At 61.8% G+C, this 24,244-nt stretch carries 24 protein-coding genes; 15 read left to right on the top strand and 9 right to left on the bottom strand.

Annotated elements, in window-relative coordinates:
* The 3 genes from CKA81_RS01300 to CKA81_RS01290 are packed head-to-tail and all read left to right on the top strand — an operon-like array spanning window position 1 to window position 1,785.
* Entirely contained in the window at window positions 1–213 is a 213-nt protein-coding gene (locus CKA81_RS01300) for a zinc-finger domain-containing protein (protein WP_128353680.1), read from the top strand.
* A gap of 48 nt (window positions 214–261) precedes the next feature.
* Window positions 262–684, top strand: a complete 423-nt coding sequence (locus tag CKA81_RS01295; RefSeq protein ID WP_128353679.1) for a YybH family protein — start codon at window positions 262–264, stop codon at window positions 682–684.
* 9 nt (window positions 685–693) lie between these two features.
* Window positions 694–1,785 (top strand): YheT family hydrolase, encoded by a 1,092-nt coding sequence (locus CKA81_RS01290; protein WP_128353678.1) that lies wholly within the window; start codon window positions 694–696, stop codon window positions 1,783–1,785.
* Between the two features lie 33 nt (window positions 1,786–1,818).
* Here the strand turns inward: CKA81_RS01290 and CKA81_RS01285 are convergent, their stop codons facing one another.
* From CKA81_RS01285 to CKA81_RS01270, 4 genes are all read right to left on the bottom strand, one after another.
* Window positions 1,819–3,327: a M48 family metalloprotease gene (locus CKA81_RS01285; protein ID WP_394342524.1), complete on the bottom strand. Its 1,509-nt coding sequence runs from the start codon at window positions 3,325–3,327 to the stop codon at window positions 1,819–1,821.
* 21 nt (window positions 3,328–3,348) lie between these two features.
* Window positions 3,349–4,221, bottom strand: a complete 873-nt coding sequence (locus CKA81_RS01280; protein ID WP_180013730.1) for a cytochrome c oxidase assembly protein — start codon at window positions 4,219–4,221, stop codon at window positions 3,349–3,351.
* Window positions 4,222–4,242: 21 nt separating this feature from the next.
* Window positions 4,243–4,578 carry a hypothetical protein gene (locus tag CKA81_RS01275; protein WP_128353676.1) on the bottom strand — a complete coding sequence of 112 codons (336 nt, stop codon included), beginning with the start codon at window positions 4,576–4,578 and terminating at the stop codon, window positions 4,243–4,245.
* A 312-nt stretch (window positions 4,579–4,890) separates the two neighbouring features.
* Window positions 4,891–5,328, bottom strand: coding sequence for an NINE protein (locus CKA81_RS01270; RefSeq protein ID WP_128353675.1), 438 nt, complete (start codon window positions 5,326–5,328; stop codon window positions 4,891–4,893).
* Between the two features lie 91 nt (window positions 5,329–5,419).
* On the opposite strand from CKA81_RS01270, the gene CKA81_RS01265 reads away from it, so the two are divergent.
* From CKA81_RS01265 to ruvA, 6 genes are read left to right on the top strand one after another with little or no spacing between them, the layout of a single operon-like run.
* The gene (locus tag CKA81_RS01265) at window positions 5,420–6,580 is read left to right on the top strand and encodes an FAD-dependent monooxygenase (protein WP_128353674.1); all 1,161 of its coding nucleotides are present in this window, start codon (window positions 5,420–5,422) and stop codon (window positions 6,578–6,580) included.
* Window positions 6,581–6,620: 40 nt separating this feature from the next.
* The gene (gene dusB, locus CKA81_RS01260; RefSeq protein ID WP_128353673.1) at window positions 6,621–7,631 is read left to right on the top strand and encodes a tRNA dihydrouridine synthase DusB; all 1,011 of its coding nucleotides are present in this window, start codon (window positions 6,621–6,623) and stop codon (window positions 7,629–7,631) included.
* Window positions 7,632–7,665: 34 nt separating this feature from the next.
* Entirely contained in the window at window positions 7,666–7,905 is a 240-nt protein-coding gene (locus CKA81_RS01255; protein WP_128353672.1) for a helix-turn-helix domain-containing protein, read from the top strand.
* A 23-nt stretch (window positions 7,906–7,928) separates the two neighbouring features.
* Window positions 7,929–9,521 carry a bifunctional phosphoribosylaminoimidazolecarboxamide formyltransferase/IMP cyclohydrolase gene (purH, locus tag CKA81_RS01250; RefSeq protein ID WP_128353671.1) on the top strand — a complete coding sequence of 531 codons (1,593 nt, stop codon included), beginning with the start codon at window positions 7,929–7,931 and terminating at the stop codon, window positions 9,519–9,521.
* Entirely contained in the window at window positions 9,521–10,066 is a 546-nt protein-coding gene (ruvC, locus tag CKA81_RS01245) for a crossover junction endodeoxyribonuclease RuvC (protein ID WP_128353670.1), read from the top strand. The genes purH and ruvC overlap by 1 nt, the downstream gene beginning before the upstream one ends.
* Before the next feature lie 23 nt (window positions 10,067–10,089).
* Window positions 10,090–10,665, top strand: coding sequence for a Holliday junction branch migration protein RuvA (ruvA, locus tag CKA81_RS01240; protein WP_128353669.1), 576 nt, complete (start codon window positions 10,090–10,092; stop codon window positions 10,663–10,665).
* Here the strand turns inward: ruvA and CKA81_RS01235 are convergent.
* Complete coding sequence (locus CKA81_RS01235) at window positions 10,662–11,630, bottom strand: threo-3-hydroxy-L-aspartate ammonia-lyase (RefSeq protein WP_128353668.1); 969 nt, start codon at window positions 11,628–11,630, stop codon at window positions 10,662–10,664. The two genes, ruvA and CKA81_RS01235, sit on opposite strands and share 4 nt — an antisense overlap.
* A 138-nt stretch (window positions 11,631–11,768) precedes the next feature.
* Between CKA81_RS01235 and ruvB the strand changes: the two genes are divergently transcribed.
* Window positions 11,769–12,833: a Holliday junction branch migration DNA helicase RuvB gene (ruvB, locus tag CKA81_RS01230; protein ID WP_128353667.1), complete on the top strand. Its 1,065-nt coding sequence runs from the start codon at window positions 11,769–11,771 to the stop codon at window positions 12,831–12,833.
* A gap of 20 nt (window positions 12,834–12,853) precedes the next feature.
* On the opposite strand, the gene recQ is transcribed toward ruvB, so the two are convergent.
* On the bottom strand, window positions 12,854–14,671 hold the full coding sequence (gene recQ, locus CKA81_RS01225) for a DNA helicase RecQ (protein ID WP_128353666.1): 1,818 nt from the start codon (window positions 14,669–14,671) through the stop codon (window positions 12,854–12,856).
* Between the two features lie 2 nt (window positions 14,672–14,673).
* Window positions 14,674–15,819: a fimbria/pilus outer membrane usher protein gene (locus CKA81_RS01220; RefSeq protein WP_128353665.1), complete on the bottom strand. Its 1,146-nt coding sequence runs from the start codon at window positions 15,817–15,819 to the stop codon at window positions 14,674–14,676.
* 306 nt (window positions 15,820–16,125) lie between these two features.
* Between CKA81_RS01220 and CKA81_RS01215 the strand changes: the two genes are divergently transcribed.
* Together CKA81_RS01215 and CKA81_RS01210 are read left to right on the top strand one after the other, a co-directional pair.
* On the top strand, window positions 16,126–16,827 hold the full coding sequence (locus CKA81_RS01215) for a response regulator (protein WP_128353664.1): 702 nt from the start codon (window positions 16,126–16,128) through the stop codon (window positions 16,825–16,827).
* Window positions 16,827–18,218: a HAMP domain-containing sensor histidine kinase gene (locus tag CKA81_RS01210; protein ID WP_228255817.1), complete on the top strand. Its 1,392-nt coding sequence runs from the start codon at window positions 16,827–16,829 to the stop codon at window positions 18,216–18,218. Before CKA81_RS01215 ends, CKA81_RS01210 begins: the two co-directional genes overlap by 1 nt.
* Here the strand turns inward: CKA81_RS01210 and CKA81_RS01205 are convergent.
* Together CKA81_RS01205 and CKA81_RS01200 are read right to left on the bottom strand one after the other, a co-directional pair.
* Window positions 18,215–19,282 carry a cytochrome d ubiquinol oxidase subunit II gene (locus CKA81_RS01205; protein ID WP_128353663.1) on the bottom strand — a complete coding sequence of 356 codons (1,068 nt, stop codon included), beginning with the start codon at window positions 19,280–19,282 and terminating at the stop codon, window positions 18,215–18,217. The two genes, CKA81_RS01210 and CKA81_RS01205, sit on opposite strands and share 4 nt — an antisense overlap.
* Entirely contained in the window at window positions 19,279–20,619 is a 1,341-nt protein-coding gene (locus tag CKA81_RS01200; RefSeq protein ID WP_128353662.1) for a cytochrome ubiquinol oxidase subunit I, read from the bottom strand. The genes CKA81_RS01205 and CKA81_RS01200 overlap by 4 nt, the downstream gene beginning before the upstream one ends.
* A 112-nt stretch (window positions 20,620–20,731) precedes the next feature.
* Between CKA81_RS01200 and CKA81_RS01195 the strand changes: the two genes are divergently transcribed.
* From CKA81_RS01195 to minD, 3 genes are all read left to right on the top strand, one after another.
* Window positions 20,732–22,498, top strand: coding sequence for a glutamine--tRNA ligase/YqeY domain fusion protein (locus CKA81_RS01195; RefSeq protein ID WP_128353661.1), 1,767 nt, complete (start codon window positions 20,732–20,734; stop codon window positions 22,496–22,498).
* A gap of 12 nt (window positions 22,499–22,510) precedes the next feature.
* A complete protein-coding gene (gene minC / locus CKA81_RS01190) occupies window positions 22,511–23,311 on the top strand; it encodes a septum site-determining protein MinC (RefSeq protein WP_128353660.1) in 801 nt (266 codons plus the stop codon).
* Window positions 23,312–23,427: 116 nt separating this feature from the next.
* Entirely contained in the window at window positions 23,428–24,243 is an 816-nt protein-coding gene (gene minD, locus CKA81_RS01185) for a septum site-determining protein MinD (RefSeq protein ID WP_128353659.1), read from the top strand.
* Window position 24,244 lies beyond the last annotated feature (1 nt).

Genomic DNA, 24,244 nt, shown 5'->3' with positions numbered 1-24,244 from the left:
ATGAGCAGTGCCTCCGCACCCGCCGCCCCACAGGGCGACACCGTCTTTATCGGCGCCGACGACCTCCCGCTGTTTTGCCCCGGCCCCAAAGCGCCACTCTGGAGCATGCATCCACGCGTGTATATTGAAGTGGTCAAGACCGGCAAGGCCATTTGTCCCTACTGCAGCACGTCCTACCAACTGAAGGAAGGCACGAAGATTCACGGCCACTGATCCGGCGTCCTGGCCGCATACGGCGGCCATCCACAGGGTTCTCTGTTTATGTTTACAACGCCACAAGAAGCCGAGCAGGCTTTTTACCAAGCGCTAAGGCAAGCCGACCTGGGACTCATGATGCGCGTATGGGCCGACGACGAGGACGTCGTGTGTGTCCATCCCGGCGGCATGCGTACCGTGGGGCACGACGCCTTGCAAAGCGCGTGGCACCAAATATTTGCCAACGGCCCAGTTACCATACAACCCATAAGGCCCCTGATCATGACCACCGTCATGAGTTCGGTGCATGTGCTCATCGAGCAGATCACTGTCAGTACCGCGAAGGGCGAACAATCAGCCCACTGCTACACCACCAATATTTTCCATAAGGGGCGCGCAGGCTGGAGGATGGTCTTGCACCATGCTTCGCACGCGCCGCAAGATGCGGGGCTCTTCGATCTCCAAGACCGACCCGATATTTTGCACTGAAGGCGGTCCGTGACTGCACAGATCGACACCTCACCCTGCCCCACGCCTGCCTGGTTGCCTGGCAGCCACCTGCAGACCCTTTACGGTGCGCTGGCGGCCAGTCACCACCATATCGCTTTCGTACGTGAACGCGTCGATACGCCGGACGGCGACTTCCTGGATTTCGACTGGACGGGGCCCGGGCTGTTTTCGGATCGCCTGGCAGGCGGGCAGGCCTTCACGCCCGAGCCCCAGCTTGCCAGGACAGCCGCGCGCCGCTGGATGCAGGACGATGACTGGGCGTGCCTGCCCACTACCCCCGACACCCCCGCCCTGGTGCTGTTTCATGGTCTGGAAGGCAGCAGCCGCAGCCGCTACGCCCAGGCCATCGCACAGCATTTCCGTGCACGGGGTTGGGTTGTCGTGATCGCCCACTTTCGCAGTTGCTCCGGATTTCCGAACCGCATGGCCCGCGCCTATTACTCGGGCGACTCGGAAGACATCTCCTTCATCCTGGCTACCGTACGCCAGCGACTGCCGAATGCGCGCTGGCACGCGGTTGGCGTGTCGCTGGGCGGCAATGCGATGCTGAAGTATGTCGGAGAACAAGGCGATGCCCTATCGTGGCTGGCGGCTTGTGCTGCCGTATCCGTACCGATGGATCTGGTCGCTTGCGGTACGCGCCTGTCCGAGACCCGTTTGGGCAAGCATTTGTATTCGCGCTACTTTCTGCGCACCATGAAGCCCAAGCTGCAGGAAAAAGCACGGCGCTATCCTGCCAATATTGACTTGCTGCGGTTGGGCCAGGTTAAAAGCCTGCGCGAATTCGACGACCTGTATACCGCCCCCATGCATGGCTACAAGCATGCGCTCGACTACTGGACCCGTGCGTCCAGCAAGCCTCACCTGAAAACCATTACCGTGCCCACGCTGGTGCTGAACGCCAGGAATGATCCCTTCATTCCCGAGCCCTCCTTACCGGGCTCGCAAGAATGTTCATCCAGCGTATTGCTTCATCAGCCAGCGCAAGGGGGGCATGTTGGATTCGTCACCGGTCCATTCCCCGGAAATATCGGCTGGCTGCCGATACGGCTCGCACGGTTTTTTGAACTGCGCAGCTAACGCCCCGCAGGCTTCAAGCCCCGGCCGCAAACTTCACGATTTAAATCGTTCGAGCAGTGCGCGATCGGCCTTGAGACGTTCCTTCAGCATGCGTATGCGCACATCCAGCTCGGACTGCACATAGAAGTCTTTGGACATGCTGCGCGCCTGCTGCAATACCTCCACGGCGGTCGGCAAGGCACCCGTCAGCTCGTAATAAGTAGCCATGCTGCGGCGCGCATCGACACGGTTGGTCAGGCGCTCGTAGCTTTGTGCCTGCAACTGATGCAGGCGAGGCAGCTCGGGCCATTGCGCAATAAGTTGCGTCAAGAACGCCACTGCCTGCTGGTCCTGTCCGGTTTTTTGCAGCGCCTCGGCGCGGGCCAGGGCTATGCCTTGGCTGTCCGGCCAGCGCTGCCATGCTGCATCGGCCAATTCGCGGGCTCGTACGGCCTCACCCTGATCCAGCGCAAGGGAGATCGTCAGACTGGCCAGTTGAGCGGAGTCGCGTCCACCTTCACGCGCACTGTTCAACGCCCGTCCGGCACCCGCGTAATCCTTACGCTGCCAGGCCGCGTAGGCCAGGCCATACCAGGCGGCGGACTGTTCCACGCCCGTAGCGCGTTGCGCGTCCAGCTGCAGTTTGTCGATGGCATTGCGCAAGGCCTGGCTGTCTCGTGCCTGGGCCACCCGCAACTTGGCGCGTATATACCAAAAGTCATCGGCGTCCCGGCGCGGAGCCGTCGCGACCTCGCGTACCCGATTCTGGATGTCCGACATGCGCTGGATGGACAGGGGGTGAGTGCTGGCGTAGCCGCCATCGCCCATGCCCTCATTCAGCCGCGAGGCGTTGCCCAGCTGTTCAAACATACGGACCATGCCGCGCGGGTCGTAGCCGGCGTGGCGCATCATCTCGAAGCCCGAACGATCGGCCTCTTGTTCGGCCTGACGGGAAAAGCCCAATTGCCGGTCAATGGCCGCCGCCTGACCAAACGCGGCGACGCCCATGGCCAGGTCGCCACTGCCTGCCAGCGCGGCCAGCAAGGCACCAGCCAGCGCGGCCATCATCACGCCGCTGCTTTGCGAGCGCTGGGTCATTCCTCTTGCAATGTGACGCTGCACCACGTGACCGATTTCGTGCGCAACCACAGAGGCCAGTTCGGACTCGCTGCGGGCGCTGACGACCAGACCGCTATTGATGCCGATGTAGCCCCCGGGCAAGGCAAAGGCGTTGATCTGCGCGTCTTTGATGGCGAACACAGAAATATGCTGGCCAGTTGCGCTGGGAGCATGCTCGACCAGTTGGCGCCCCATATCGGTAAGGTACTGGTTTACGTCCGGATCGGAAATATAGGTTGGGTCGCGCCGGCCCTGCTCCATGATGGCATCGCCCAGCGTGCGCTCGAGCGCCGGGGAAAGCTCGGCTGAAGAGGCCGAGCCCATGCTGGGGATGCCGGTGGGCTGGGCCTGCGGCGCTGTAGCCGTGCACATGAGCGCGGCAAGACCAGTACAAATCAACTTGCGCAGTACGCTAGCGCGAAAACCAGGTTGCTTGTGTGTCATGTATGGGCCGTACCACCCTTTCTAGGAAATAGGCGCCGCGAGCGACGTTCGTCCCCGCAATTTATCCTGTTTATTGGGCAAGCGGTTCTTGGCCGACAGTCGCATCAGGGTAGCCAGCGCAAACAACAGGCCGAACACCTCGATGAAACCGGCGAGCACCCACATGGTAAGCCCCCCAATAGCCTGGTCTGTTACTGCCGTCATGCCCGGTATGGCGCGACCGCAAAGATCGAAAATGGGATAGAGGTCGCGCTCGGTAAAGGTAATGATGGCGCCGACGATCATTTGCGGCACCATGGTCACCACGGGCGAAATGATGCGCCCTCCTGGTGAGAGCACCGCCGGCGGGCTGGGGCGGCGATCCAGGATGAGATTCCAGTACATGAAGCCGCTGATCACCACCGACCAGTTCATGAGACGGTACAGACGCCAGTCGAGCATGGAGTAGAACTGCACCGTGGGGATCAGGAAGCCAATGACCAGAACGACAAAGAGAACCGGGACGAGGATCTTATTGGTAAGGACTGCCTGAGTGATTTGGCCACTGCGGCTGTTGCGGAAGTCGCGCAAGCGCAGCCGCCATGACATGGGCAGGCCGGCGCGCAACACTTGGCCCGGATAGGCACCCATGATAAACAGCGGTCCCAGGTGGTGCAGCACCAAGTGCTGCAACCTGTGTATGAAGAACATGCGCTCGGCGTAATAATCTACCCGCGTGTGCAGGGACAGATAAAGAAAGACGATGCCGATCCAAAAAAAAGCCTGGCGGACCTTGCTTACGCGATGCACCCGGGTACCGCGCACGAACAGGACAATACCCACGAAGAACACAAACAACAGCGTCGGTGAGAACTCCCAGGGCGTAAGCCAGTCGATCAAAAGCATGGATGAAATGTCCGGTAAGCGCCAACCCGCTTAGTTTAAAGCAATATGCCGCCGGTCACCCCACTGCACCTGATGCACACCCGGGTAGGCACTAAGCCGTCGCGCTTGCGTCATCAGTACCGAGCGCAGCTCTGGCGGACAGTTGACGCTGATGCAGGCGCGCGCCAGATCGTGCTGGCTGGCCTGGTCGACCATCAGTGCGGCTACGCTCAGGCCGGCGGCTTCGAAGTCCAAGTAAATTTGCTTGCGGACATCAGCCAGAATATTGCGAGGGCAAACCACGGTAAGCCGCGATATCGAACGCGGCTTGCGCACGGGTGCTGCTTGCACACCAGCGCGGCGGAGGAATAGATTGAATAAACGCATAAAACCCCCTTTTATGCGCGCCGGCAACGCGGCGCTACCACCTGCTGTCCGGCATGGACAACAGGCTTGCACTAAAAATACGACGGGAGTTTGAATACGAAGGTATTCGTAAAAACTGCCACGCCCTTGAAACAACCAGGGCGTGACGTAAGCTGTGCTGAAAGCTTAAGCCTGAACGCGCCTGGTGACTGAAAAGCCGATATAAGATCGACTGCAACTATCGCCGGGGTCGGGATTCACCGCACAGCTCCTGTAAAATTATCAACAAGTATTGTAGCCCTGATGCCCACTAGGGACAACCCTTATCGCGCTCTAATAGACGTAACCGTCCAGCCAGCCCATGGCCGTGTAGACGTGCATCACGATCAGGGCAATGCCGAACACCATCGCGGTACCGCCCATGAAGGTCGTGAAGATGGCAGCCAGGACGGCACCCCAGCCGGTGCGAGTTTGCCGACCCGAGTTCGGGTTGTAACGGGCATCGAAGGCTTCGTCGGAACGCAGGGCAAAGACCAGGGCCTCGATGAAGCCTTCAGTCATGGGAATAATAAGGACGAGAAAAGCCGGATTGTCCCACCACACCGGATATAGCTGCGCCATCAGCAGCATCAACACCGAGAAAGCGGTGAACAGCCAGGCGTAGCGCCGTTCCATATACCACCAGTGGGCCCCAAAGACGCCCAAAAGGCAGGCTAGCCAGGCAGCCGCCACTTTGCTTTTATGCCGGGCGGGGGTGGTAAATTGCGTCATGCGGGATCTCGGTTTGCGCGCCACAGATACGGCAGGCGCTGAAGCCGTAAAATTCTTATGCGCCATTGTAGTAGCACAGCCTGGAACATGCATGGACACGCCCACATACGACATCACCATCAGCGGAGCCGGCCCCGTAGGCAGCGCGCTCGCCCTGATGCTGGCAGCCAAAGCGCCCCAGCCGGAACGAATTGCGCTGGTGGGTGGGACATTCGCTGACTCGCCCACACCGCCTGCGGGCGCCGCACGGCCCGATCCACGCACCTTGGCGATGAACCACGGCAGCCGCGTGCTGCTGGAGCGCCTGGGCGCCTGGCCCCGCGTCTCGGCCGATATCTGCACGGTGCACGTGTCGCAACAAGGACGACTGGGCCGCACGCTTATCGAGCATGCAGACCTGGGCGTTCCGCGCCTGGGCAACGTCGTCCTTTACGATGTGCTGCTGGCGAGCCTGCACTCGGCCCTGCGCGACAGCGGCGTGACGCTCAAGCAAGGCCTGCCGACCCGAAACGCGGCGTCCGGACGCATCGAGTGGGCCCTGGGCAACGAGCAATACTCCAGCGCCTTGTGGGTCCAATCCGATGGCGCCCGACCGCAGGGCATCACCCGCGAGTATGGGCAGCGTGCCGTGCTGTCGACCGTGCGCGCGACCCGCCCTCTTCCGGGCTGGGCCTTCGAACGCTTTACTCGACATGGGCCCTTGGCATTGCTGCCGCATCCCCAAGCACCGGATCTGTATGCGCTGGTCTGGTGCAACACTACCAACCGTGCCGACGAACTCATGCAATACCATGACGAGGCCTTTGCCGATGCCTTGCACAAGGCCTTTGGCGACAGGCTGGGCAAGTTTGTAACGGCCACCGAGCGGCATGTTTACCCGCTCAGCATGCACGCCGGGCCCACACGCCTGGATGGTCGCAGTGTTGCCATCGGCAATGCGGCCCAAACGCTGCACCCAGTGGCCGGACAAGGCCTGAACCTTGGGCTGCGCGATGCAGCGCAACTGACCCATACCCTGGCCCCCTGGCTGGCACAGGGGGGCGACGCCACCCACGCGCTTGCCGCTTTCGCGCGGCAGCGACGCCCCGACCGCTGGCTGACTGGCGCTATCACCGATTTTTTGCCGCGTGCGTTCACGACCGGTAATCCACTGGTGGAACATGCCGCTGGCCTTGCTCTGATGACCCTGGACGCCGTGCCCGCGTTGCGCAAGCCCCTGGCCCGGCAGTTGCTCCAGGGCCTGCGCAACTGAGCCGCGACCAGCTTGCTGACAAGGGGGTTAAAATCCTCCGATGCGCATCGGCCCCTGGACTCTACCCAACCCCGTTTTTGTTGCGCCCATGGCGGGCGTGACGGACAGACCGTATCGCAAACTATGCAAGGCACTGGGTGCCGGCTACGCCGTATCCGAAATGGCCGCCAGCAACCCGCGGCTCTGGGACAGCGTCAAGACCTCACGGCGCCTGGACCACGAAGGCGAGATCGATCCGGTGGCCGTGCAAATCGCCGGCTCCGATCCCGAAATGATGGCCGAGGCAGCCGTCTTCAACGTCGGCAAGGGCGCACGCATCATCGACATCAATATGGGCTGTCCCGTCAAGAAGGTGTGCAATGTGGCGTCTGGCTCGGCACTGCTGCGCGACGAGGCCCGGGTCGCGGAAATTCTGCGCCGCGTGGTCGACGCATGCAGGCCGCTGGGCGTGCCGGTAACGCTGAAAACCCGTACCGGCTGGGATCACGCGTCGCGCAACGCCGTTCGGGTGGCGCGCCTCGCACAAGACCTGGGGGTGGCGGCCATTACCCTGCATGGCCGGACGCGCTGCGATTTATATCAGGGCCAGGCCGAGTACGATACGATACGGCAGGTGAAGCAGGAAGTGGAAATCCCCGTGATTGCAAATGGGGATATCGATAGTCCCGAAAAGGCCAGATACGTACTAGAGTATACGGGCGCCGACGCGGTGATGGTCGGACGCGCAGCCCAAGGACGGCCCTGGATTTTCCGCGAGATCAGCCATTACCTGGCCAGCGGCCAGCACATGGCGCCCCCCACGTATGGCGAACTGCGCGGTTGCCTGCTGGACCATCTGGAAGAGCATTACCGTTTCTACGGCGAATTCATCGGAGTGCGCTCGGCGCGCAAGCACATCGGCTGGTACTTGGCCGACATGCCCGAAGCAACACAGTTTTTGCCGCGTATCAACGCCATCAGCAACACCGGCGATCAAACCCGCGCCATCGAGCAATGGTTTGATCGGCACCCCCCTAACGAGCCGATTACGGCCACGGCGGCCAGGGCCTGAGCCCTTGCGCGCCACTATTCAACCACCAAGGATCATGAGCAAAATCAATCCCCTGGAGCAATGCGTGCGAGATCAACTCGATCGCTACTTTCTGGACTTGGGCGATTCCGAGCCGCGCGACATGCTGGCCATGGTTATCGACTGCGTAGAGCGCCCCGTATTGCAGATTGCGCTCGAGCGCTGCGAGGGCAATCAATCCAAAGCGGCTCAGATGCTGGGGATCACCCGCAGCACCTTGCGCAAGAAACTGCTGGCTCACAATCTGCAACCCTGATTCCAACTCTAGAAGTGACTCCGATGAAAATCCAGACTGCCCTACTTTCGGTTTCCGACAAAACCGGTATTGTCGACTTTGCGCAGGCACTGTCCCAGCGCGGCGTCCGCCTGCTGTCGACTGGCGGCACCGCCAAGCTGCTGGCCGAAGCCGGCCTGCCGGTTACCGAAGTGGCCAGCCATACCGGCTCGCCCGAAATCCTGGACGGCCGCGTCAAGACCCTGCATCCGAAGATTCATGGCGGCCTGCTGGCACGTCGCGACAGCGCTGAGCATCTGAAAACCCTGGAAGAACACGGCATTGACCGGATCGACTTGCTGGTGGTCAATCTGTACCCCTTTCGTGAAACCATAGCCAAGCCCGGTTGCACGTTCGCTGACGCCGTCGAGAACATCGATATCGGCGGCCCGGCCATGCTGCGCGCAGCCGCCAAGAACCATGGCACGCCGACGGGCGGTGTAACGGTAGTCATTGACCCGGCCGACTACTCGCGCGTGCTGGCCGACATGGACGGCCCCAACGGCGGCCCTTCATACGCCCTGCGACTGGAACTGGCCACCAAAACCTACGGCCACACCGCCGCCTACGATGGCGCGATCGCCGCCTACCTCAGCAGCCTTGCCACTGCCGAGCCCGTGCAAGACGCCGCGCCCGAGCTACATCCGTGGCCGCAGGTACTGACGGTTCAGGTCACCCAGCAACAAGTGCTTCGCTACGGCGAGAACCCGCATCAGGCGGCGGCCTTCTATGTCGACCGGCCGGTCAAGGCAGGGCTACTGGGCAGCTATCGCCAGTTGCAGGGCAAAGAGCTCTCTTACAACAACATCGCCGACGCCGACGCGGCCTGGGAATGCGTGCGCAGCTTCCAGGGCAGTGCCTGCGTGATCGTCAAGCATGCCAATCCCTGCGGGGTTGCACTGGGCGATGGCCCCTTACAGGCCTACCAACAGGCCCTCAAGACCGACCCGACCTCGGCGTTTGGCGGCATCATCGCCTTTAACCGTCCCGTGGACGAAGCCACCGCGCAGGCAGTCAGCGCACAGTTCGTCGAAGTCCTGTTGGCACCGGGATACTCATCCGAGGCCCTGGCCGTCTTTGCCGCCAAGAAAAACCTGCGGGTGCTGGAAGTACCCCAGGGTGATGGCCGCAACGATTTCGACATCAAGCGCGTAGGGGGTGGTTGGCTGGTACAGAACCCGGACGACTATCAGGTACCGCAAGAAGACTTCAAGATCGTTACCAAGCTCGCGCCTACTGAACAACAGACGAAGGATTTGCTGTTTGCCTGGAAAGTCGCCAAGTACGTCAAATCCAACGCCATAGTCTTCGTCGGCGATGGCATGACACTGGGTGTGGGCGCCGGGCAAATGAGCCGCATCGATTCGGCCAGGATAGCGTCCATCAAGGCACACAACGCTGGCCTGACGCTGGCCGGCTCGGCTGTCGCCTCGGATGCCTTCTTTCCGTTCCGTGATGGCCTGGACGTCGTTGCCGAGGCGGGTGCGCTGTGCGTCATTCAGCCCGGGGGCAGTGTGCGCGACGACGAAGTCATTGCTGCCGCCAACGAGCGCGGCATCGCAATGATTTTTACCGGCGCACGGCATTTCCGCCACTGATGCGCATCCTGGGTATTGATCCTGGCCTGCGGCGCACGGGCTTCGGCGTCATCGACGTCGATGGCCCGCGCCTGCGGTATGTCAGCAGCGGGACCATCGTGGTGCCGACGGACCAACCATTGGCAGGCCGTCTGAAGGTCATACTGGACAATATCCGCGAGATCGTACAAACCACCAACCCTACGGTGTCGGCGCTGGAGAAGGTGTTTGTGAACACTAACCCGGCCTCCACCCTGCTGCTGGGCCAGGCGCGCGGCGCCGCCATGTGCGCCCTGGCCGACAGTTTGCTGGAAGTGCACGAGTACACGGCCTTGCAGGTCAAGAAATCAGTGGTGGGCAACGGCCACGCCGCCAAAGAACAAGTGCAGAAAATGGTGCAGCATCTGCTGGGCCTTAGCGGCGTCCCGACGGCCGACTCCGCCGATGCCCTGGCTTGCGCCATTTGCCATGCACACTTCCATCCGCTGACTCAGCGCCTGAAAGACACGGGCCAGTTGCCCGCCAGCCAGGCCAGCCGCGTACGGGGCGGCCGGCTGGTAGGCTAGCTCGCCAGAACTAGGACACACCCATGATTGGACGCATCACCGGCACTCTGCTTGAGAAAACACCCCCTGTCGTCTGCATAGACGTCGGCGGCGTAGGCTATGAAATCGACGTGCCCATGAGCACCCTGTACAAGCTGCCCGAGACCGGTGCCACCGTCAGCCTATATACGCATCTGGCCGTGCGCGAAGACGCCCACACCCTGTACGGCTTCTCGTCGGCGGGCGAGCGCAGCGCGTTCAGGGCACTGATCAAGGTCACCGGCATCGGTGCGCGCACTGCCTTGTCGCTGCTGTCGGGCATGTCGGTGGACGAGCTTGCCGCTGCCATCACCCAACAAGAAACCAGCCGTCTGACCCGCGTGCCAGGCATCGGCAAGAAAACCGCCGAGCGCCTGCTGCTGGAGTTGCGCGGCAAACTCGGCGCCGACATACAGCCCGCCCCGGGCACGCCAGCCGCCGGCCGCGACGACATCATGAACGCACTGCTGGCTTTGGGGTATTCCGCCAACGAATCGCAAGCTGCACTTAAAAAAGTACCGGAAGGAACGGAAGTGGCCGAGGGCATACGCCTGGCGCTGAAGTCGCTGTCGCGCGTTTAGGCCGACTGAAGAAAGCCGGCGTAGCCGGCCAGATCGACATTGCCGCCGCTTAGCACCACACCGATGCGCCGGCCCTTGACCGGCACCAGTTCATTGAGTACCGCGGCTGCGCCCAGGCAACCGGTGGGCTCGACCACAATCTTCATGCGCTCCGCAAAGAAACGCAAGGCGTCAATAAGCTGCGCGTCGCTGACTGCCAGGATATCGCGCACATGCTGCCTGATGATGGGAAAAGTGATCTGGCCCAGCGCCTGCGTGAGGGCGCCGTCGGCGATGGACTGCGGCTGATCTATGCGAACAATGCTGCCCTTGCGCAAGGACTGTTGTCCGTCGTTGCCGGCCGTCGGCTCTACACCATAGACTTCACAGTCGGGCGCGATGGCGTGGGCAGCCAGTAAAGAACCGGCCAGCAGGCCGCCACCGCCCAAAGGCACGAACAAGGCATCCAGCCCGCCGATATCTTCCAGTAGCTCTTTCACCGCCGTTCCCTGGCCCGCAATGACATCCGGATAATCGAATGGCGGGATCAGGGTTTTGCCTTCTCGTTCGACGAGGTCCCGCGCGATCTGTTCGCGATCCTGGGTAAGCCGATCATAAGAAATCAGGCGCGCACCGTAGCCGACTGTGGCGGCTTTCTTGGCCTGCGGTGCATCGGTCGGCATCACGATGGTCGCGCTGGTGCCCAGCATACTGGCCGCCAGGGCCACTGCCTGCGCATGGTTGCCTGACGAGAAAGCGACAACGCCGGCCTTGCGCTGTTGCGCGCTCAGCCGCGACACCGCGTTGTAGCCGCCCCGAAACTTGAAGGCACCGATGCGCTGCAGGTTCTCGCACTTGAAGAAGACTTGTGCGCCCAGCCGGGCGTTAAGCGTACGGGACACCAGCACGGGCGTACGATGCGCAGCCGCGCTGATGCGTGCTGCAGCCTGGACGACATCGTCGTAAGTCGGGACGGGAATACTCATATTGCACTCACAATGAACCGGAGAGAAGACAAAAGGCGACACAAGCGCCATGGATGGAATTATGCTGCATGGATGCGCGGCTGGGACGAGCTGCGTGGTGTAAAGTAGCTGCTACTGTAAATATACTCAGCAAAAACCATGGCCATCCACTCCGATTCGCTGTCCAGCATACCGGCACCCGAGCGCATAGTCGCGCCGCAAAGCGCATCGCCCAACGAAGATTCCATCGAACGGGCCCTGCGCCCACGCGCCCTGGACGAGTATATCGGCCAACACCGGGTACGCGAACAACTGGAGATCTTCATCGCCGCGGCGCGCAATCGCAACGAGGCGCTGGACCACGTTTTGCTGTTCGGCCCTCCGGGGCTGGGCAAGACGACTCTGGCTCATATCGTGGCGCACGAAATGGGCGTGCAATTACGCCAGACCTCCGGCCCCGTGCTCGAGCGCCCCGGCGACCTGGCCGCGCTGCTTACCAACCTGGAGCGCAACGATGTCTTGTTCATCGACGAAATACACCGCCTGTCGCCGGTCGTTGAAGAAATCCTCTACCCGGCCCTGGAAGACTTCCAGATCGATATCCTGATCGGCGAAGGCCCCGGCGCGCGTAGCGTGAAGATCGATTTGCAGCCTTTCACCCTGGTGGGCGCCACCACCCGCGCGGGCATGTTGACCAATCCGCTGCGCGACCGTTTTGGCATTGTCTCGCGGCTGGAGTTCTACAATGTGGAAGACCTAACGCATATCGTCACGCGCAGTTCGCAATTGCTCAAGGCCAACACCTCGCCGCAAGGCGCCAGCGAAATCGCCAAGCGCGCGCGCGGTACGCCGCGCATCGCCAACCGCCTGCTAAGACGGGTGCGCGACTATGCCCAGGTTCGGGCCGACGGAAAAATAGACGCCGATGTGGCCGCTGCCGCCTTGTCCATGCTGGAAGTGGACCCACAAGGATTGGATGTCATGGACAGAAAGCTGCTCGAAGCCATCGTCCACAAATTTGACGGCGGCCCGGTGGGCGTGGACAGCCTAGCCGCCGCCATAGGCGAAGAGCGCGACACCATAGAAGACGTCATCGAGCCCTTCCTGATACAGCAGGGATATTTGCAGCGCACTCCTCGCGGCCGAATCGCCACCCAAACCACGTGGCGCCATCTGGGCCTGACTCCACCCGGCGGCCCCGACCTGTTCAGCGCGGCGGGTTAATCGGTTAGTCCGCTAGGCCGCTACTGACTGACGCAACGCAATAGCTCTTCGCCGTAAGCCTCGCGCTTGCGCGCACCGACACCGCTAATGCCATCCAGATCGTCCAGCGTCTGGGGACGCGACAGCGCGACCTCGCGCAGCGTGGCGTCATGGAAAATCACATAAGCCGGCACACCATGGCTGCGCGCCACCTCGGCGCGCCAGGTACGCAGGCTCTCGAACAGGGCTTGCGCCTCTGCCGGCAGCTCGATGCCCGGCGTCTTGCTGCGACTGGCACTGCTGCGGGAACTGCGTGGTTTCTTCTCGGGCTCGCGCCGAAACATCAAGGTGCGCTCGCCTTTGAGCACATCGCGGCTGGTTTCAGTCAAGGCCAGCGTTCCGTAGCCTTCGTGATCTACCGCCAGATAACTTTGCGCCAGCAACTGACGCAAGACACCGCGCCATGCCTGGTCGGACAGATCAGCGCCTATGCCGAACACCGTGAGGGTTTCGTGCTCGTACTGCTTGATCCGGTCTGTCAGCTTGCCGCGCAATATGTCGATCAGGTGACCGGCGCCAAAGCGCTGACCACGCTCACGCCACAACCGGTAGACGGCCGACAGGATCTTCTGGGCCGCGATGGTGCCGTCCCAGGCCTGGGGCGGTTCAAGACAAGTGTCGCAGTTGCCACAAGGGGCGATGGTCTGATCGAAATAATTCAGCAGCCGCTGACGGCGGCATGACACGGTTTCACACAGCCCCAGCATGGCGTCCAGTTGAGCACCCAGGCGTCGCCGGAAGGCATCGTCGCCGGCCGACTCATTGATCATGCGTCGCTGCTGGACCACATCCTGCAAGCCATACGCCAGCCAGGCCGTCGCAGGCAAGCCATCGCGGCCGGCTCTACCGGTTTCCTGGTAGTAGCCTTCCACGGATTTGGGTAAATCAATGTGAGCGACAAAGCGGACATCCGGTTTATTGACCCCCATGCCGAAGGCAATGGTGGCAACCATGACGATGCCTTCTTCGCGCAGGAAGCGCGACTGGTTGGCGCTGCGCACGCTGGCATTCAAGCCCGCGTGATAAGGCAAGGCCGGCACGCCGTTGTCACACAGAAACTGGGCGGTTTCTTCCACTCGCGCCCGCGACAGGCAATAGACAATGCCGCAATCGCCGTCATGCTCGGTCTGGATGAAGTCCAGCAACTGCCGGCGCACCTCGTTCTTTTCGATGATGCGGTAACGAATATTGGGCCGATCGAAGCTCGCCACATAATGGGGGGCATCATCCAGCTGCAAGCGCTCTGCGATTTCGCGTCGCGTAACCGCGGTGGCAGTCGCCGTCAAGGCCAGGCGCGGCACATCCGGCCAACGCTCATGCAGCATGGACAGGCCCAGGTATTCCGGCCGGAAGTCATGGCCCCACTGCGACACGCAGTGCGCCTCGTCGATTGCAAAAAGCGCTATCTTGCCATCGGACAGCAGATCCAGGCAGCGCTCGGTCAGCAGGCGTTCCGGCGCGACATACAGCAGATCGAGCTCGCCGGCCAAGAATGCTTGCTCCACCTGCCTGGCTGTACGCCAGTCCTGCGACGAATTCAGATAGGCCGCCCGTACACCCAGCTCGAGCAAGGCATCGACCTGGTCCTGCATCAGGGCGATCAGCGGCGAAACAATGATGCCTGTGCCAGGTCGGACCAGAGCGGGAATCTGATAGCAAAGCGATTTGCCGCCGCCGGTAGGCATGAGCACCAGGGCGTCGCCGCCCTGAACGACGTGCTCGATGATGGCTGCCTGGTCACCGCGAAAAGAGTCGTAGCCAAAGACGCGCTGCAGGGTCTGCAGGGGGGAGGAGGTCATGCTTAGAAAATGGGTACAGAGAAATGAATGCCTATATCATAGTCGCCCGTGACGAACTCCCGCTCCGCGCGCAAACCCACACGCAGGTTGGGGCTGTACCAAAACTGTTGCCCGAAGCCGAAACTGTGCTTTTTTGAGCCTAGCGCAGAGCGCTCAGTCTCGTAGACGCCGCTGACGTCGCCCCAGCGTCCCAGGGGCACTGTCGCGGACCACTGCTGTCGAATCCCGCCGGGTGCAATGCCCCCGCCCTGGTATCGGCTCAGGTCGGTAAAGCCCGCGGTGTGCCGCTCGTTCTTCCACGAGAGCTGCAAGTCGTCCAGTACGTTCACGGTGTACCCGGTTTGATAGCGCCAACCTTTATACAGGCCGTAGCTGGCACGCGCCACGCCGGCACTCCAGACGCCCCACTCGCCTTCGTATTCTCCACCCAGGCCAGAAGTGACCAGGTCGGAAGCCAGCTCCAGTTGCGACTCGAGCGTGAATTCGGGGCTGATGCCGTAACGCAGCACGGTATTGCTGGCCGTGGGGCCGTAATCCAGATCGCCTTGATCCTGGCCGGAGGTAGCGTCCAGTACTCCCACCGACATGGCGTATTCCCAGGAGCCGAGGGCATTCGCGTTGCTTAAGGACGACTGCGAAATGCTGACGCCGCCCAGCCTTGCGGCGTTGCTCCAGGTCGGCACAGCGATCTCTTCCGCCCCCAGGGTAAGGGACCAGCCATCCTCGCCAGCATAACGCCAATTGCTGGTCCCAAACTGCCAAGGCAGGCTGCTGCCTGCAGATACCGGCGACTTCAAGCGCGGCGAACGGCGCCATCCGCGCGCGCCGCGCAGTCCCGGCGAGGTGTCGGCAACTTTACCGCGGCGCCATTGGCGGCCATCGCCGGGACGCCAGAGATAGGAGTCGATGTCGCGGCCAGTGTCCGGCAAGCCCAGCGGTTCCAGGAACATGGCCTCTGGCGCTACGGGGTCTGGCAGAGGTGTAGGGGGCGAAACAGAGATCTGCGGGGCGGCATAGACCTGCACCGGCGAAAGATTTTCGAACCGGGGCGCTTCGGCATTTGCGGTGGGCCCGGGCAGGGAGCATGCCAGTGCCAACACTGGCATGGCCGCCTTGCAACCCCTGCGAACCACAGCAAAACTATTCATAAACTCAGGAGACCGTGCCCTCTGGAGCACAGCAGATTCATGCACGACGCCCGACAAACCGGGGGAGTCGTCGAAGATGACAGCGTGCAACCGCGCTCGTGCGAGCGCGTCAGCCGCTTCAGCGTCAACCATAAACCGGCCGGCACCTGTCGAGCAATGATGGCCTGGTAAACATTGGTTTCATCGTCAGGTCGCGGCACTGCGGAATGCGCGCAGGCGCCGTTCGCCATCGGCCATGCTTCGCAGCCATTTCAATTCATTTCCATCGCTTGCATGCCCAGGCGCCAGGGGGCACACTTGGCTCCTATGGAAAATGCTCTCGTGAAAGTGCTGGTGGTCGACGATGATCCCGCCTTGCGGCAACTATTGGCCGATTATCTGAACCGTCATCACTACGACACCCTGCTGGCGCCGGATGCCAGTGATCTGCCGGCGCGCATTCAGCGCTACGCGCCGGATCTCGTCGTACTGGATCGTATGATGCCCGACGGCGATGGTGCCGAAGCCTGCCGCAGACTGCGCCAGCAAGGCGAAGACATCCCCGTCATTTTACTGACCGGCCGCGACGAAACCGTAGACCGCGTCATTGGTCTGGAGGCAGGTGCCGACGATTACCTGGGCAAGCCTTTCGATCCGCGCGAACTATTGGCCCGCATCGAGGCCGTCCTGCGTCGCAAGAAAGGCGCATCTGCACTGACCAAAGACCGGCCAGTGGCCTTCGGACCCTTTGTTTTCGACCCGGCCACCCGGCAACTGCATAAAGACCAGGAACCCATCCGGCTTACCGGCGGCGAGGTCAACCTGCTGGAGGCTTTGGTCAACAACCCCGGCAAGCCCCTGTCGCGCGAGCGCCTGCTGGCTTTGGCCCGGGACGACGACGAAGGCGAACGCAATGATCGCGCCATCGACATCGCCGTACTCAGATTGCGCCGTGCCATCGAAGACGACCCCAAGCAGCCGCGCTGGATACAGACCGTATGGGGCGTGGGCTACCGTTTCTCTCCCTGATGACCGCCATGCTGCGTTCCCTGCTGCCCCGCTCACTGCGGGCGCGCATGCTGCTACTGACCTTGGGCACCATACTGCTGGTTCAGGCTGCCACCTTTGCCACCGTTACCTATTACCGCAACCAGTACACCCAAGAGGTGGCCGTCGGCTTCACCGCCACCACCATCCGTACCCTGCGCGCCTCTCTTGCACAGATACCCGCCGACGAGCGTCCCGCTTTTCTTCGCGAGGCCTCCCAGAACGAATGGCGCTTGTGGTCGCGCAGCCTGCCGTCCAACACCAGCATGGAGCGCTCACAGTCAGCCCGCAAGGCCAAGCAGGATCGAGAGCCGCCACCCAACGACATTCGCGAAGACTTGCGCAGCTTCGTCAAGGCGCTGAACCGGCGGCTCGATGACGGTACACGCGTCGCCTTGTCGCGCGGGCCCGAGCCCCGGCTGTATATTTCCCTGTTGCCCGACGTACAAAGCGAGGACAGCAACGCGGGGCGCGAATGGCTGGTGATACCGCTGGACCAGATTGCCCCGCCCGTTGCTACGCCGGTTGTACTGGTGTGGCTGGGCGGGATGGGCCTGGTGCTGCTGCTGACCGCAGCGTTCTCCTGGCACATCACCCGACCGCTTACCCGCCTGGCCAAAGCGGCTGACCAGCTTGCCGCCGGCCAGCCACAACGCGTCACACCGGCCGGCCCCACCGAGACCCGCATACTGGGCGAACGTTTCAATGCCATGCTCGACACGCTGGCCGAATCCAATGCCGTCCAGCGCACCCTGCTGGCCGGGCTGCCTCACGACCTGAAAGGCCCGTTGTCTCGCATGTGGCTGCGCATCGAGATGATGGACGACGCAAGCTTCAAGGAAGGCATGCGCAAAGACGTGCAGGACATGCAACGCATGGTCAATCAGTTCATTGGGTTCGTACGTGGCTCCGATCCGGGCTCATATCAGTTCGCACCGCTGGTCCTTAACGGCTGGCTGGAAGAGCAGGTGTCCGCCTGGGAAACCGCAGGCAGCCCGGTAAGCCTGGTCTACAGCACGCCCACTGCGCTACATTTGAGCGCAGATCGGGGCGCCTTGGGCCGACTGCTGGATAACCTGATCACCAATGCCCTGAACCACGGAGAACCGCCTGTTGAAGTGCGGCTGGAACTGGACGGCACCGACGCCCTGATCACCGTATCCGACCATGGATCCGGCATCAGCATAGAGCGGCGTAACGAAGCGCTGCGCCCTTTCTCGCGGCTGGACGACGCCCGTACCTTGACGGGCTCCGTAGGGCTGGGGCTGGCGCTTGCCGATTCCATTGTCCGGGCGCACGACGGCAACCTTGCCCTGGACGCGGCGCCTTGGGGTGGCCTGGCCGTAAAGATACGCCTGCCTACCCAGACTTAAGACGCATCAACGGCGGTGCCATCGAAATCCGGCGGCTGGGGCGCCTTGGACAAGCCGAACATCCGCCAGTACACCCAGATATTGAAGATCAGGGCCACCGGCAGCGCCACAATCGAACCCGCCAGCACCAGCCGCAGCGAATCCGCCGAGGCGGCACCGTCCCAGATGGTGATGTCGTCCAGCACAAGGAAGGGAAAAAAGCTGTAGCCCAGGCCGCCAAGCACAATCAAAAAGACGATTAAAGTCATCATGAAAGGCAAGGCCGTGGTTCGGTAGCTACGATTGATCATGCGCTGCAGGCACATTTCGATGGACACGAAACAAAGCAGCAGCAATATCCACAACCCCGCCACTACCGGCCAGTGGGGGCCGTCGCTCCATTTAAGGAAAACGCCCGAATTGGCAAAGGCCAACACCACAGAAACGCCCACGGCGCCTGCCGCCGACCAGCGTACCGCCCGCCGCCCCCACATGACGGCGCGCGCGCGCAGTTCGCCCGCCTCGCGCATGATCAGCCAGGCGGCGCCCAGCAGGCAATAAGCAGCCAACCCACAGAGCCCGACGAAAACCGAGAACCATACATAGGGCAAGCCCGGTTCGTACGACACCACGAGCCGCGCCAGCAAGACGCCATGGGACAACGCGGTCAGCACGGATCCGATAGCAAAACCGAATAGCCAGCGCGCCTGCAATTCATGCGGAGCCCGCAGACGCATTTCGAAGGACACCGAGCGAAGAAACACACCCAAGGCCAGCATGGTCAAGGGCAGGTATAAACGGCCCAGCACGCTGCCCCATGCATTGGGAAAAGCCGTGACAAACAGCCCCAGCCCGAGAAAAAGCCAGAACTCGTTGGCATCGCGCCAGGGACTGAGCAGCGACAGCATGCGGGGCCGTAGCGCAGCCGGTGCGAACAGCGCCAGACAACCCACGCCCACATCGAATCCGTCCAGCACGGTACCGGCTACGATGATCGCAAAGAGCAGCGCCATGAATGCCAGAGGCATCCAGAAACCTGGATCACTTGCGGACAATCCCAGCGAGACGGCCAGTGCTGCGATCATGCCCGTCCCCGCCGCCTGGCAACCGGTACGACGCCATAGCGGCCTATGTGCCGCAGCATCTGGAAGAAACCCGCCATCACGACGCCGTAAATCAGCAAGTAGGCCGCATAGGCACCGAGCAAGGTATGGAAAGTTGTTTCGCCCGCCACCTCGCTTACGGTGATAGTCCCCGTAACGGCATATGGGAATGCGCCCAACAGCAGGTGGGCCATGCCGGGCAGCAACAACAGCCAGCCGGAAAAGGTCAAGGCAACGAGCACATGCAGCCAGCGTCGCGAGAAGGCACTGGGATCGTAATGCTTGCGGCGAGCGCGCCATAAGGTGACGGCGGCCACCACGGCCATGCCCAAGCCCATCAATACCGCCAGGCGGAAAGACCAGAAGGTCAGCGCCACCGGCGGCGCCATCCCGGAGAATTGATCCAGGCCGCGCAATTTGCCGCTTTCATCTCGTGCGAGCCAGGCCCGCCCTGCGCCTTGCCAGGACCATGCGGCGCGATTTTTGGCGGCCGCTTCGTCGGGCCAGGCAAAAATCACCATGGCAGGAGGCTCGCCACTGCGCCAATAGGCGGCTGTTGCCGCCGCCTTGGCCGGATGGTGGGCGGCTGTCATGGCATTGCTGCCGGCCGCCACGCCAGCCAGACTAAGAACGCCGACCGCCGCCAGCCAGGCGGCCGACTGAAATACCAGGCGGCCACTGTCGTCCGCCGGCCGACGCAGGCTCTGGGCCGCGACGATGCCCAGCATCAGGAAAGCAACAGTTACGGCACTGCTGAATACCAACAGGCCTGCATACCAGGGCAGTGCGGGACTGGACAGGATGGCAAGCCAATCCAGTACCCGATAGCTGCCGTCCACCAGCAAGGCTCCGACAGGCGTGTGCATCCAGGCAAGCAGGACCAGCAACCAGAAGGTCGATACCGTCACGCCGAACGCCACCATGAACACCAGGATCGCATGCACCCTTTCGGACACATGACGTTGACCGAACAGCATGGCACCGAGAAAACATGATTTAAAAATAAAGGCGGAGAGGATGCCGGCAGCCAGCAAGGGGCTGGCGACATCGCCGATTTTCTCCATCAAGTGCGGCCACAAGGTGCCCAACTGGATCAAGACCGGCATGCTTGCGGCAAAACTCAGGACGAATGCCAGCGCAAAGACCCGGACCCAAAAACGATAGGCCTGCGTCCAGGCGGCATGTTCAGCGCCGAACGCGCGTAGCTTGAAGTACAACAAGACCCATGCCAGGCCCAGTTCCACGACAAGAAACAGCAGCATGAAGCCCAGGCTGGAGAAGAACTGGATCTGCGCCAACCATAATGTCGAGTGCGTCATAATGTGCGCTAGTTTAGAGCCTGATTGCGGTTTGTAAACCCGATAGGCAAGCAAACCACGCCGAACGTGGCAAAATGCTTACTTCCCTTGATTTTTCCTGTGCTTATCCCGTATGACTTCTGTGCCCCCCGTCGCGCCTGCTTCCAATTTTCTGCGCACCATCATCGAAAATGACCTCGCCGCCGGCCGATACGACGGCAAGCTGTGGGCAGGCAAGCCGGGGCCCGCCTCTGTGCAACAGCAAGGCAGCGTCGATCCGGCACGCGTACGCACGCGCTTCCCGCCCGAACCCAACGGCTACCTGCATATCGGCCACGCCAAGAGCATTTGCCTGAATTTCGGGCTGGCGCGCGACTACCAGGGCGCCTGCCATTTGCGCTTTGACGATACCAATCCTGAAAAGGAAGAAGACGAATACGTACACGCCATCATCGACATGGTCAGTTGGCTGGGCTTCGACTGGAACTACGGCGACGAGCATAACGAGTATTTCGCCAGCGATTACTTCGACTACATGTATCAGTTCGCCCAAGCACTGATACAAGCCGGACTGGCTTATGTAGACGAGCAAAGTGCCGATGAAATGCGGGCAACGCGGGGCACCCTGACCGAGAAAGGCACGGATTCGCCCTGGCGCAACCGCCCCGTCGCAGAATCGTCGACCTTGCTTGAGGAAATGCGTGACGGCAAACATCCGGACGGCAGCATGGCGCTGCGCGCGAAAATCGATATGGGCTCGCCCAATATCAACCTTCGCGACCCGGTTCTTTATCGTATCCGCCACGTAGCGCACCATCGTACGGGCACGAAGTGGTGCATTTACCCCATGTATTCGTGGGCCCATCCGGTGGAAGACGCCCTGGAAGGCATCACACACAGCATCTGTACGCTTGAATTCGAAGATCAGCGTCCTTTCTACGACTGGATACTGAACCACCTTGCCGACCTGGGCCAGTTGGCACGACCGCTGCCGCATCAGTATGAGTTCGCTCGACTGAACCTCAGCTATGTCGTCACGAGCAAGCGCAAGCTGCTGGAACTGGTACGCGAAGGCCACGTGGATGGGTGGGACGACCCCAGGCTGCCCACCCTGGCCGGTCTGCGCCGACGAGGCTACACGCCTGCGTCCATACGGCTGTTTTGCGAACGCCTGGGCGTATCGAAGGCGGATTCCCGCATCGACTACAGCGTGCTGGAGCAAGCCCTGCGCGACGACCTGGACCCCATTGCCGATCGCCTGGTTGCAGTGTTAGACCCACTGCGGCTAACAATAACCAATTATCCGGAGGGGCAGAGCGAGCCCTGCGAGGCCCCTCGCAACCCGCATGATCCCGCCGCCGGGACACGCCACTTTCCGTTCTCGCGCGAGTTATGGATAGAGCGCGACGATTTCCGCGAAGATCCGCCCAAGAAGTACTTTCGCTTGTTCCCGGGCAACACGGTGCGCCTGAAGTACGGCTACATCATCAAGTGCACGGGCTGCGTCAAAGACGCCGACGGCAACATCGTCGAAGTGCAGGCCGAATACCTGCCGGACACCAAAAGCGGCACGCCGGGCGCGGACGCCGTCAAGGTCAAGGGCAATATTACGTGGGTCAGCGCTGCGCATGCCATCTCTGCGGAAGTACGGCTTTATGACCGCTTGTTCACCGAAGCGCACCCCGACGCCGGAGACAAGAACTTCCTGGAAGCCATCAATCCCGAATCGTGCCGCGTGGTCCAGGCCTGGCTCGAGCCGGGCGCCACGGCAGCCCCCGATACACGCTGGCAGTTCGAGCGCCTGGGCTATTTTGTGGCCGACCGCGAAACATCCACCATAGACCGTCCCATCATCAACCGTGCCGCGACCCTGCGCGACACCTGGGCACAGAAGCAGTAAGGCGATACATACGTGAGCGATACCCCCTCCCCCCGTAAAGGTCAACTGGCACTCGATTTCAAAAGCGCCACCCTGTATGCCTTGCGCGTGGTGCTACAAGACCACAATACCGATGCACTGCTGGCCGCGCTGGAGCGTCGCATGACGGACGCGGGCTCTTTCTTCGAGGACGAGCCCGTGGTCGTGGATGCCAGCCAACTGGAACAAGCCACCGATTGGGCAGCGCTGATCGCCGCCCTGCGTTCGCACAGCCTACACCCTGTGGGTGTAGTCGCCGAGGGCGAAAACCTGTCGGCCGCAAAAGCGGCTGGGCTCGCAGCCGTCGACCTGGCCAACCCCGTGCAGCGGCCAGTCAGCACGCCGGCTCCGGACAAAGATGTCCCCGTGGTCGCACCGCCCGCCCCGGGCGAAGGCTCCCGGGCAATCCCGGAACCCGCGGAAGCACCCGCCCCTGCAGCCGCCCTGCCCGAACTGGCCCCTGCTGCCATGGTCATTAACCGGCCCTTGCGATCCGGGCAACGCATCTACGCCCGCAACACCGACTTGATCGTCATCGGCGTCGTGAGCCAGGGTGCCGAGGTGATCGCCGACGGCAATATCCATGTGTACGGGCCACTGCGCGGCAAGGCCATGGCCGGCGCGCGCGGCGACACCAGCGCGCGTATCTTTACGACGCAACTCGACCCCGAGCTGCTCGCCATCGCGGGCGTGTATCGTGTCATAGAAACGCAGCTGGACGATAAACTGCACAATAAGCCTACCATCGTGCAACTGGATGGCGATGTGCTGCGCATTACGGCGCTGGGCAACTAGCCGCCGATATCTTTTGTTGCGAAGCAATGCATCGAAACCCGCCACTTTGGGCGATGTTCCGGTGGTTATGCTTTACGATTACGTGATTTACAAAACCTATAAGGAATTCTGACGTCATGGCGCGAATTGTTGTGGTGACTTCCGGCAAAGGCGGGGTGGGCAAAACGACCACCAGTGCAAGCTTCTCCTCCGGACTGGCAATGCGAGGCCACAAGACCGTGGTCATCGACTTCGACGTCGGCTTGCGCAACCTGGACCTCATCATGGGCTGCGAACGCCGCGTGGTATACGATTTTGTCAACGTGATCCAGGGCGAAGCCACCCTGAACCAGGCGCTGATACGGGACAAGCAACTGGAAAACCTGTTCATCCTGCCGGCTTCCCAGACACGCGACAAAGATGCGCTGACCCGGGAAGGGGTGGAAAAAGCGCTGAAAGATCTGGGCGACATGGGCTTCGAATACATTGTCTGCGACTCGCCCGCAGGTATCGAAACCGGCGCACTGATGGCTTCGTACTTTGCCGACGACGCCTTGGTTGTGACCAATCCAGAGGTGTCGTCGGTGCGCGATTCGGATCGCATCCTGGGTATTCTTTCCGCCAAGTCGCGGCGCGCCGAAAAGGGCGAGGACCCCATCAAGGAATATCTGCTGCTTACGCGCTACAACCCCAAGCGCGTTGCCGAGGGCGAAATGCTGTCGCTCAAGGACATCGAGGACATCCTGCGCATCAAGCTGCTGGGCGTGGTGCCTGAATCGGAATCCGTGCTGCAGGCATCCAATCAGGGCATACCGGCCATACATCTGCGCGATAGCGATGTAGCCACCGCCTACCAGGACATCGTTGCGCGCTATCTGGGCGAGGAAAAGCCGCTGCGTTTCGTCGACTACGAGAAACCAGGCATATTCAAGCGCCTGTTCGGAGGAAAATAAT

The sequence above is a fragment of the Pollutimonas thiosulfatoxidans genome, assembly GCF_004022565.1.
GTDB lineage: Bacteria > Pseudomonadota > Gammaproteobacteria > Burkholderiales > Burkholderiaceae_B > Pusillimonas_D > Pusillimonas_D thiosulfatoxidans.
This window is presented reverse-complemented; position numbering and strand designations above follow the sequence as displayed.

Excerpts from the sequence above, each read along its gene's own strand:
- CKA81_RS01300 (WP_128353680.1), top strand. The coding sequence starts at position 1 with ATGAGCAGTGCCTCCGCACCCGCCGCCCCACAGGGCGACACCGTCTTT.
- CKA81_RS01295 (WP_128353679.1), top strand. The coding sequence starts at position 262 with ATGTTTACAACGCCACAAGAAGCCGAGCAGGCTTTTTACCAAGCGCTA.
- CKA81_RS01285 (WP_394342524.1), bottom strand. The coding sequence starts at position 3,327 with ATGACACACAAGCAACCTGGTTTTCGCGCTAGCGTACTGCGCAAGTTG.
- CKA81_RS01275 (WP_128353676.1), bottom strand. The coding sequence starts at position 4,578 with ATGCGTTTATTCAATCTATTCCTCCGCCGCGCTGGTGTGCAAGCAGCA.
- CKA81_RS01270 (WP_128353675.1), bottom strand. The coding sequence starts at position 5,328 with ATGACGCAATTTACCACCCCCGCCCGGCATAAAAGCAAAGTGGCGGCT.
- CKA81_RS01265 (WP_128353674.1), top strand. The coding sequence starts at position 5,420 with ATGGACACGCCCACATACGACATCACCATCAGCGGAGCCGGCCCCGTA.
- dusB (WP_128353673.1), top strand. The coding sequence starts at position 6,621 with ATGCGCATCGGCCCCTGGACTCTACCCAACCCCGTTTTTGTTGCGCCC.
- CKA81_RS01255 (WP_128353672.1), top strand. The coding sequence starts at position 7,666 with ATGAGCAAAATCAATCCCCTGGAGCAATGCGTGCGAGATCAACTCGAT.
- purH (WP_128353671.1), top strand. The coding sequence starts at position 7,929 with ATGAAAATCCAGACTGCCCTACTTTCGGTTTCCGACAAAACCGGTATT.
- ruvC (WP_128353670.1), top strand. The coding sequence starts at position 9,521 with ATGCGCATCCTGGGTATTGATCCTGGCCTGCGGCGCACGGGCTTCGGC.
- ruvA (WP_128353669.1), top strand. The coding sequence starts at position 10,090 with ATGATTGGACGCATCACCGGCACTCTGCTTGAGAAAACACCCCCTGTC.
- CKA81_RS01235 (WP_128353668.1), bottom strand. The coding sequence starts at position 11,630 with ATGAGTATTCCCGTCCCGACTTACGACGATGTCGTCCAGGCTGCAGCA.
- ruvB (WP_128353667.1), top strand. The coding sequence starts at position 11,769 with ATGGCCATCCACTCCGATTCGCTGTCCAGCATACCGGCACCCGAGCGC.
- recQ (WP_128353666.1), bottom strand. The coding sequence starts at position 14,671 with ATGACCTCCTCCCCCCTGCAGACCCTGCAGCGCGTCTTTGGCTACGAC.
- CKA81_RS01220 (WP_128353665.1), bottom strand. The coding sequence starts at position 15,819 with ATGAATAGTTTTGCTGTGGTTCGCAGGGGTTGCAAGGCGGCCATGCCA.
- CKA81_RS01215 (WP_128353664.1), top strand. The coding sequence starts at position 16,126 with ATGGAAAATGCTCTCGTGAAAGTGCTGGTGGTCGACGATGATCCCGCC.
- CKA81_RS01210 (WP_228255817.1), top strand. The coding sequence starts at position 16,827 with ATGACCGCCATGCTGCGTTCCCTGCTGCCCCGCTCACTGCGGGCGCGC.
- CKA81_RS01205 (WP_128353663.1), bottom strand. The coding sequence starts at position 19,282 with ATGATCGCAGCACTGGCCGTCTCGCTGGGATTGTCCGCAAGTGATCCA.
- CKA81_RS01200 (WP_128353662.1), bottom strand. The coding sequence starts at position 20,619 with ATGACGCACTCGACATTATGGTTGGCGCAGATCCAGTTCTTCTCCAGC.
- CKA81_RS01195 (WP_128353661.1), top strand. The coding sequence starts at position 20,732 with ATGACTTCTGTGCCCCCCGTCGCGCCTGCTTCCAATTTTCTGCGCACC.
- minD (WP_128353659.1), top strand. The coding sequence starts at position 23,428 with ATGGCGCGAATTGTTGTGGTGACTTCCGGCAAAGGCGGGGTGGGCAAA.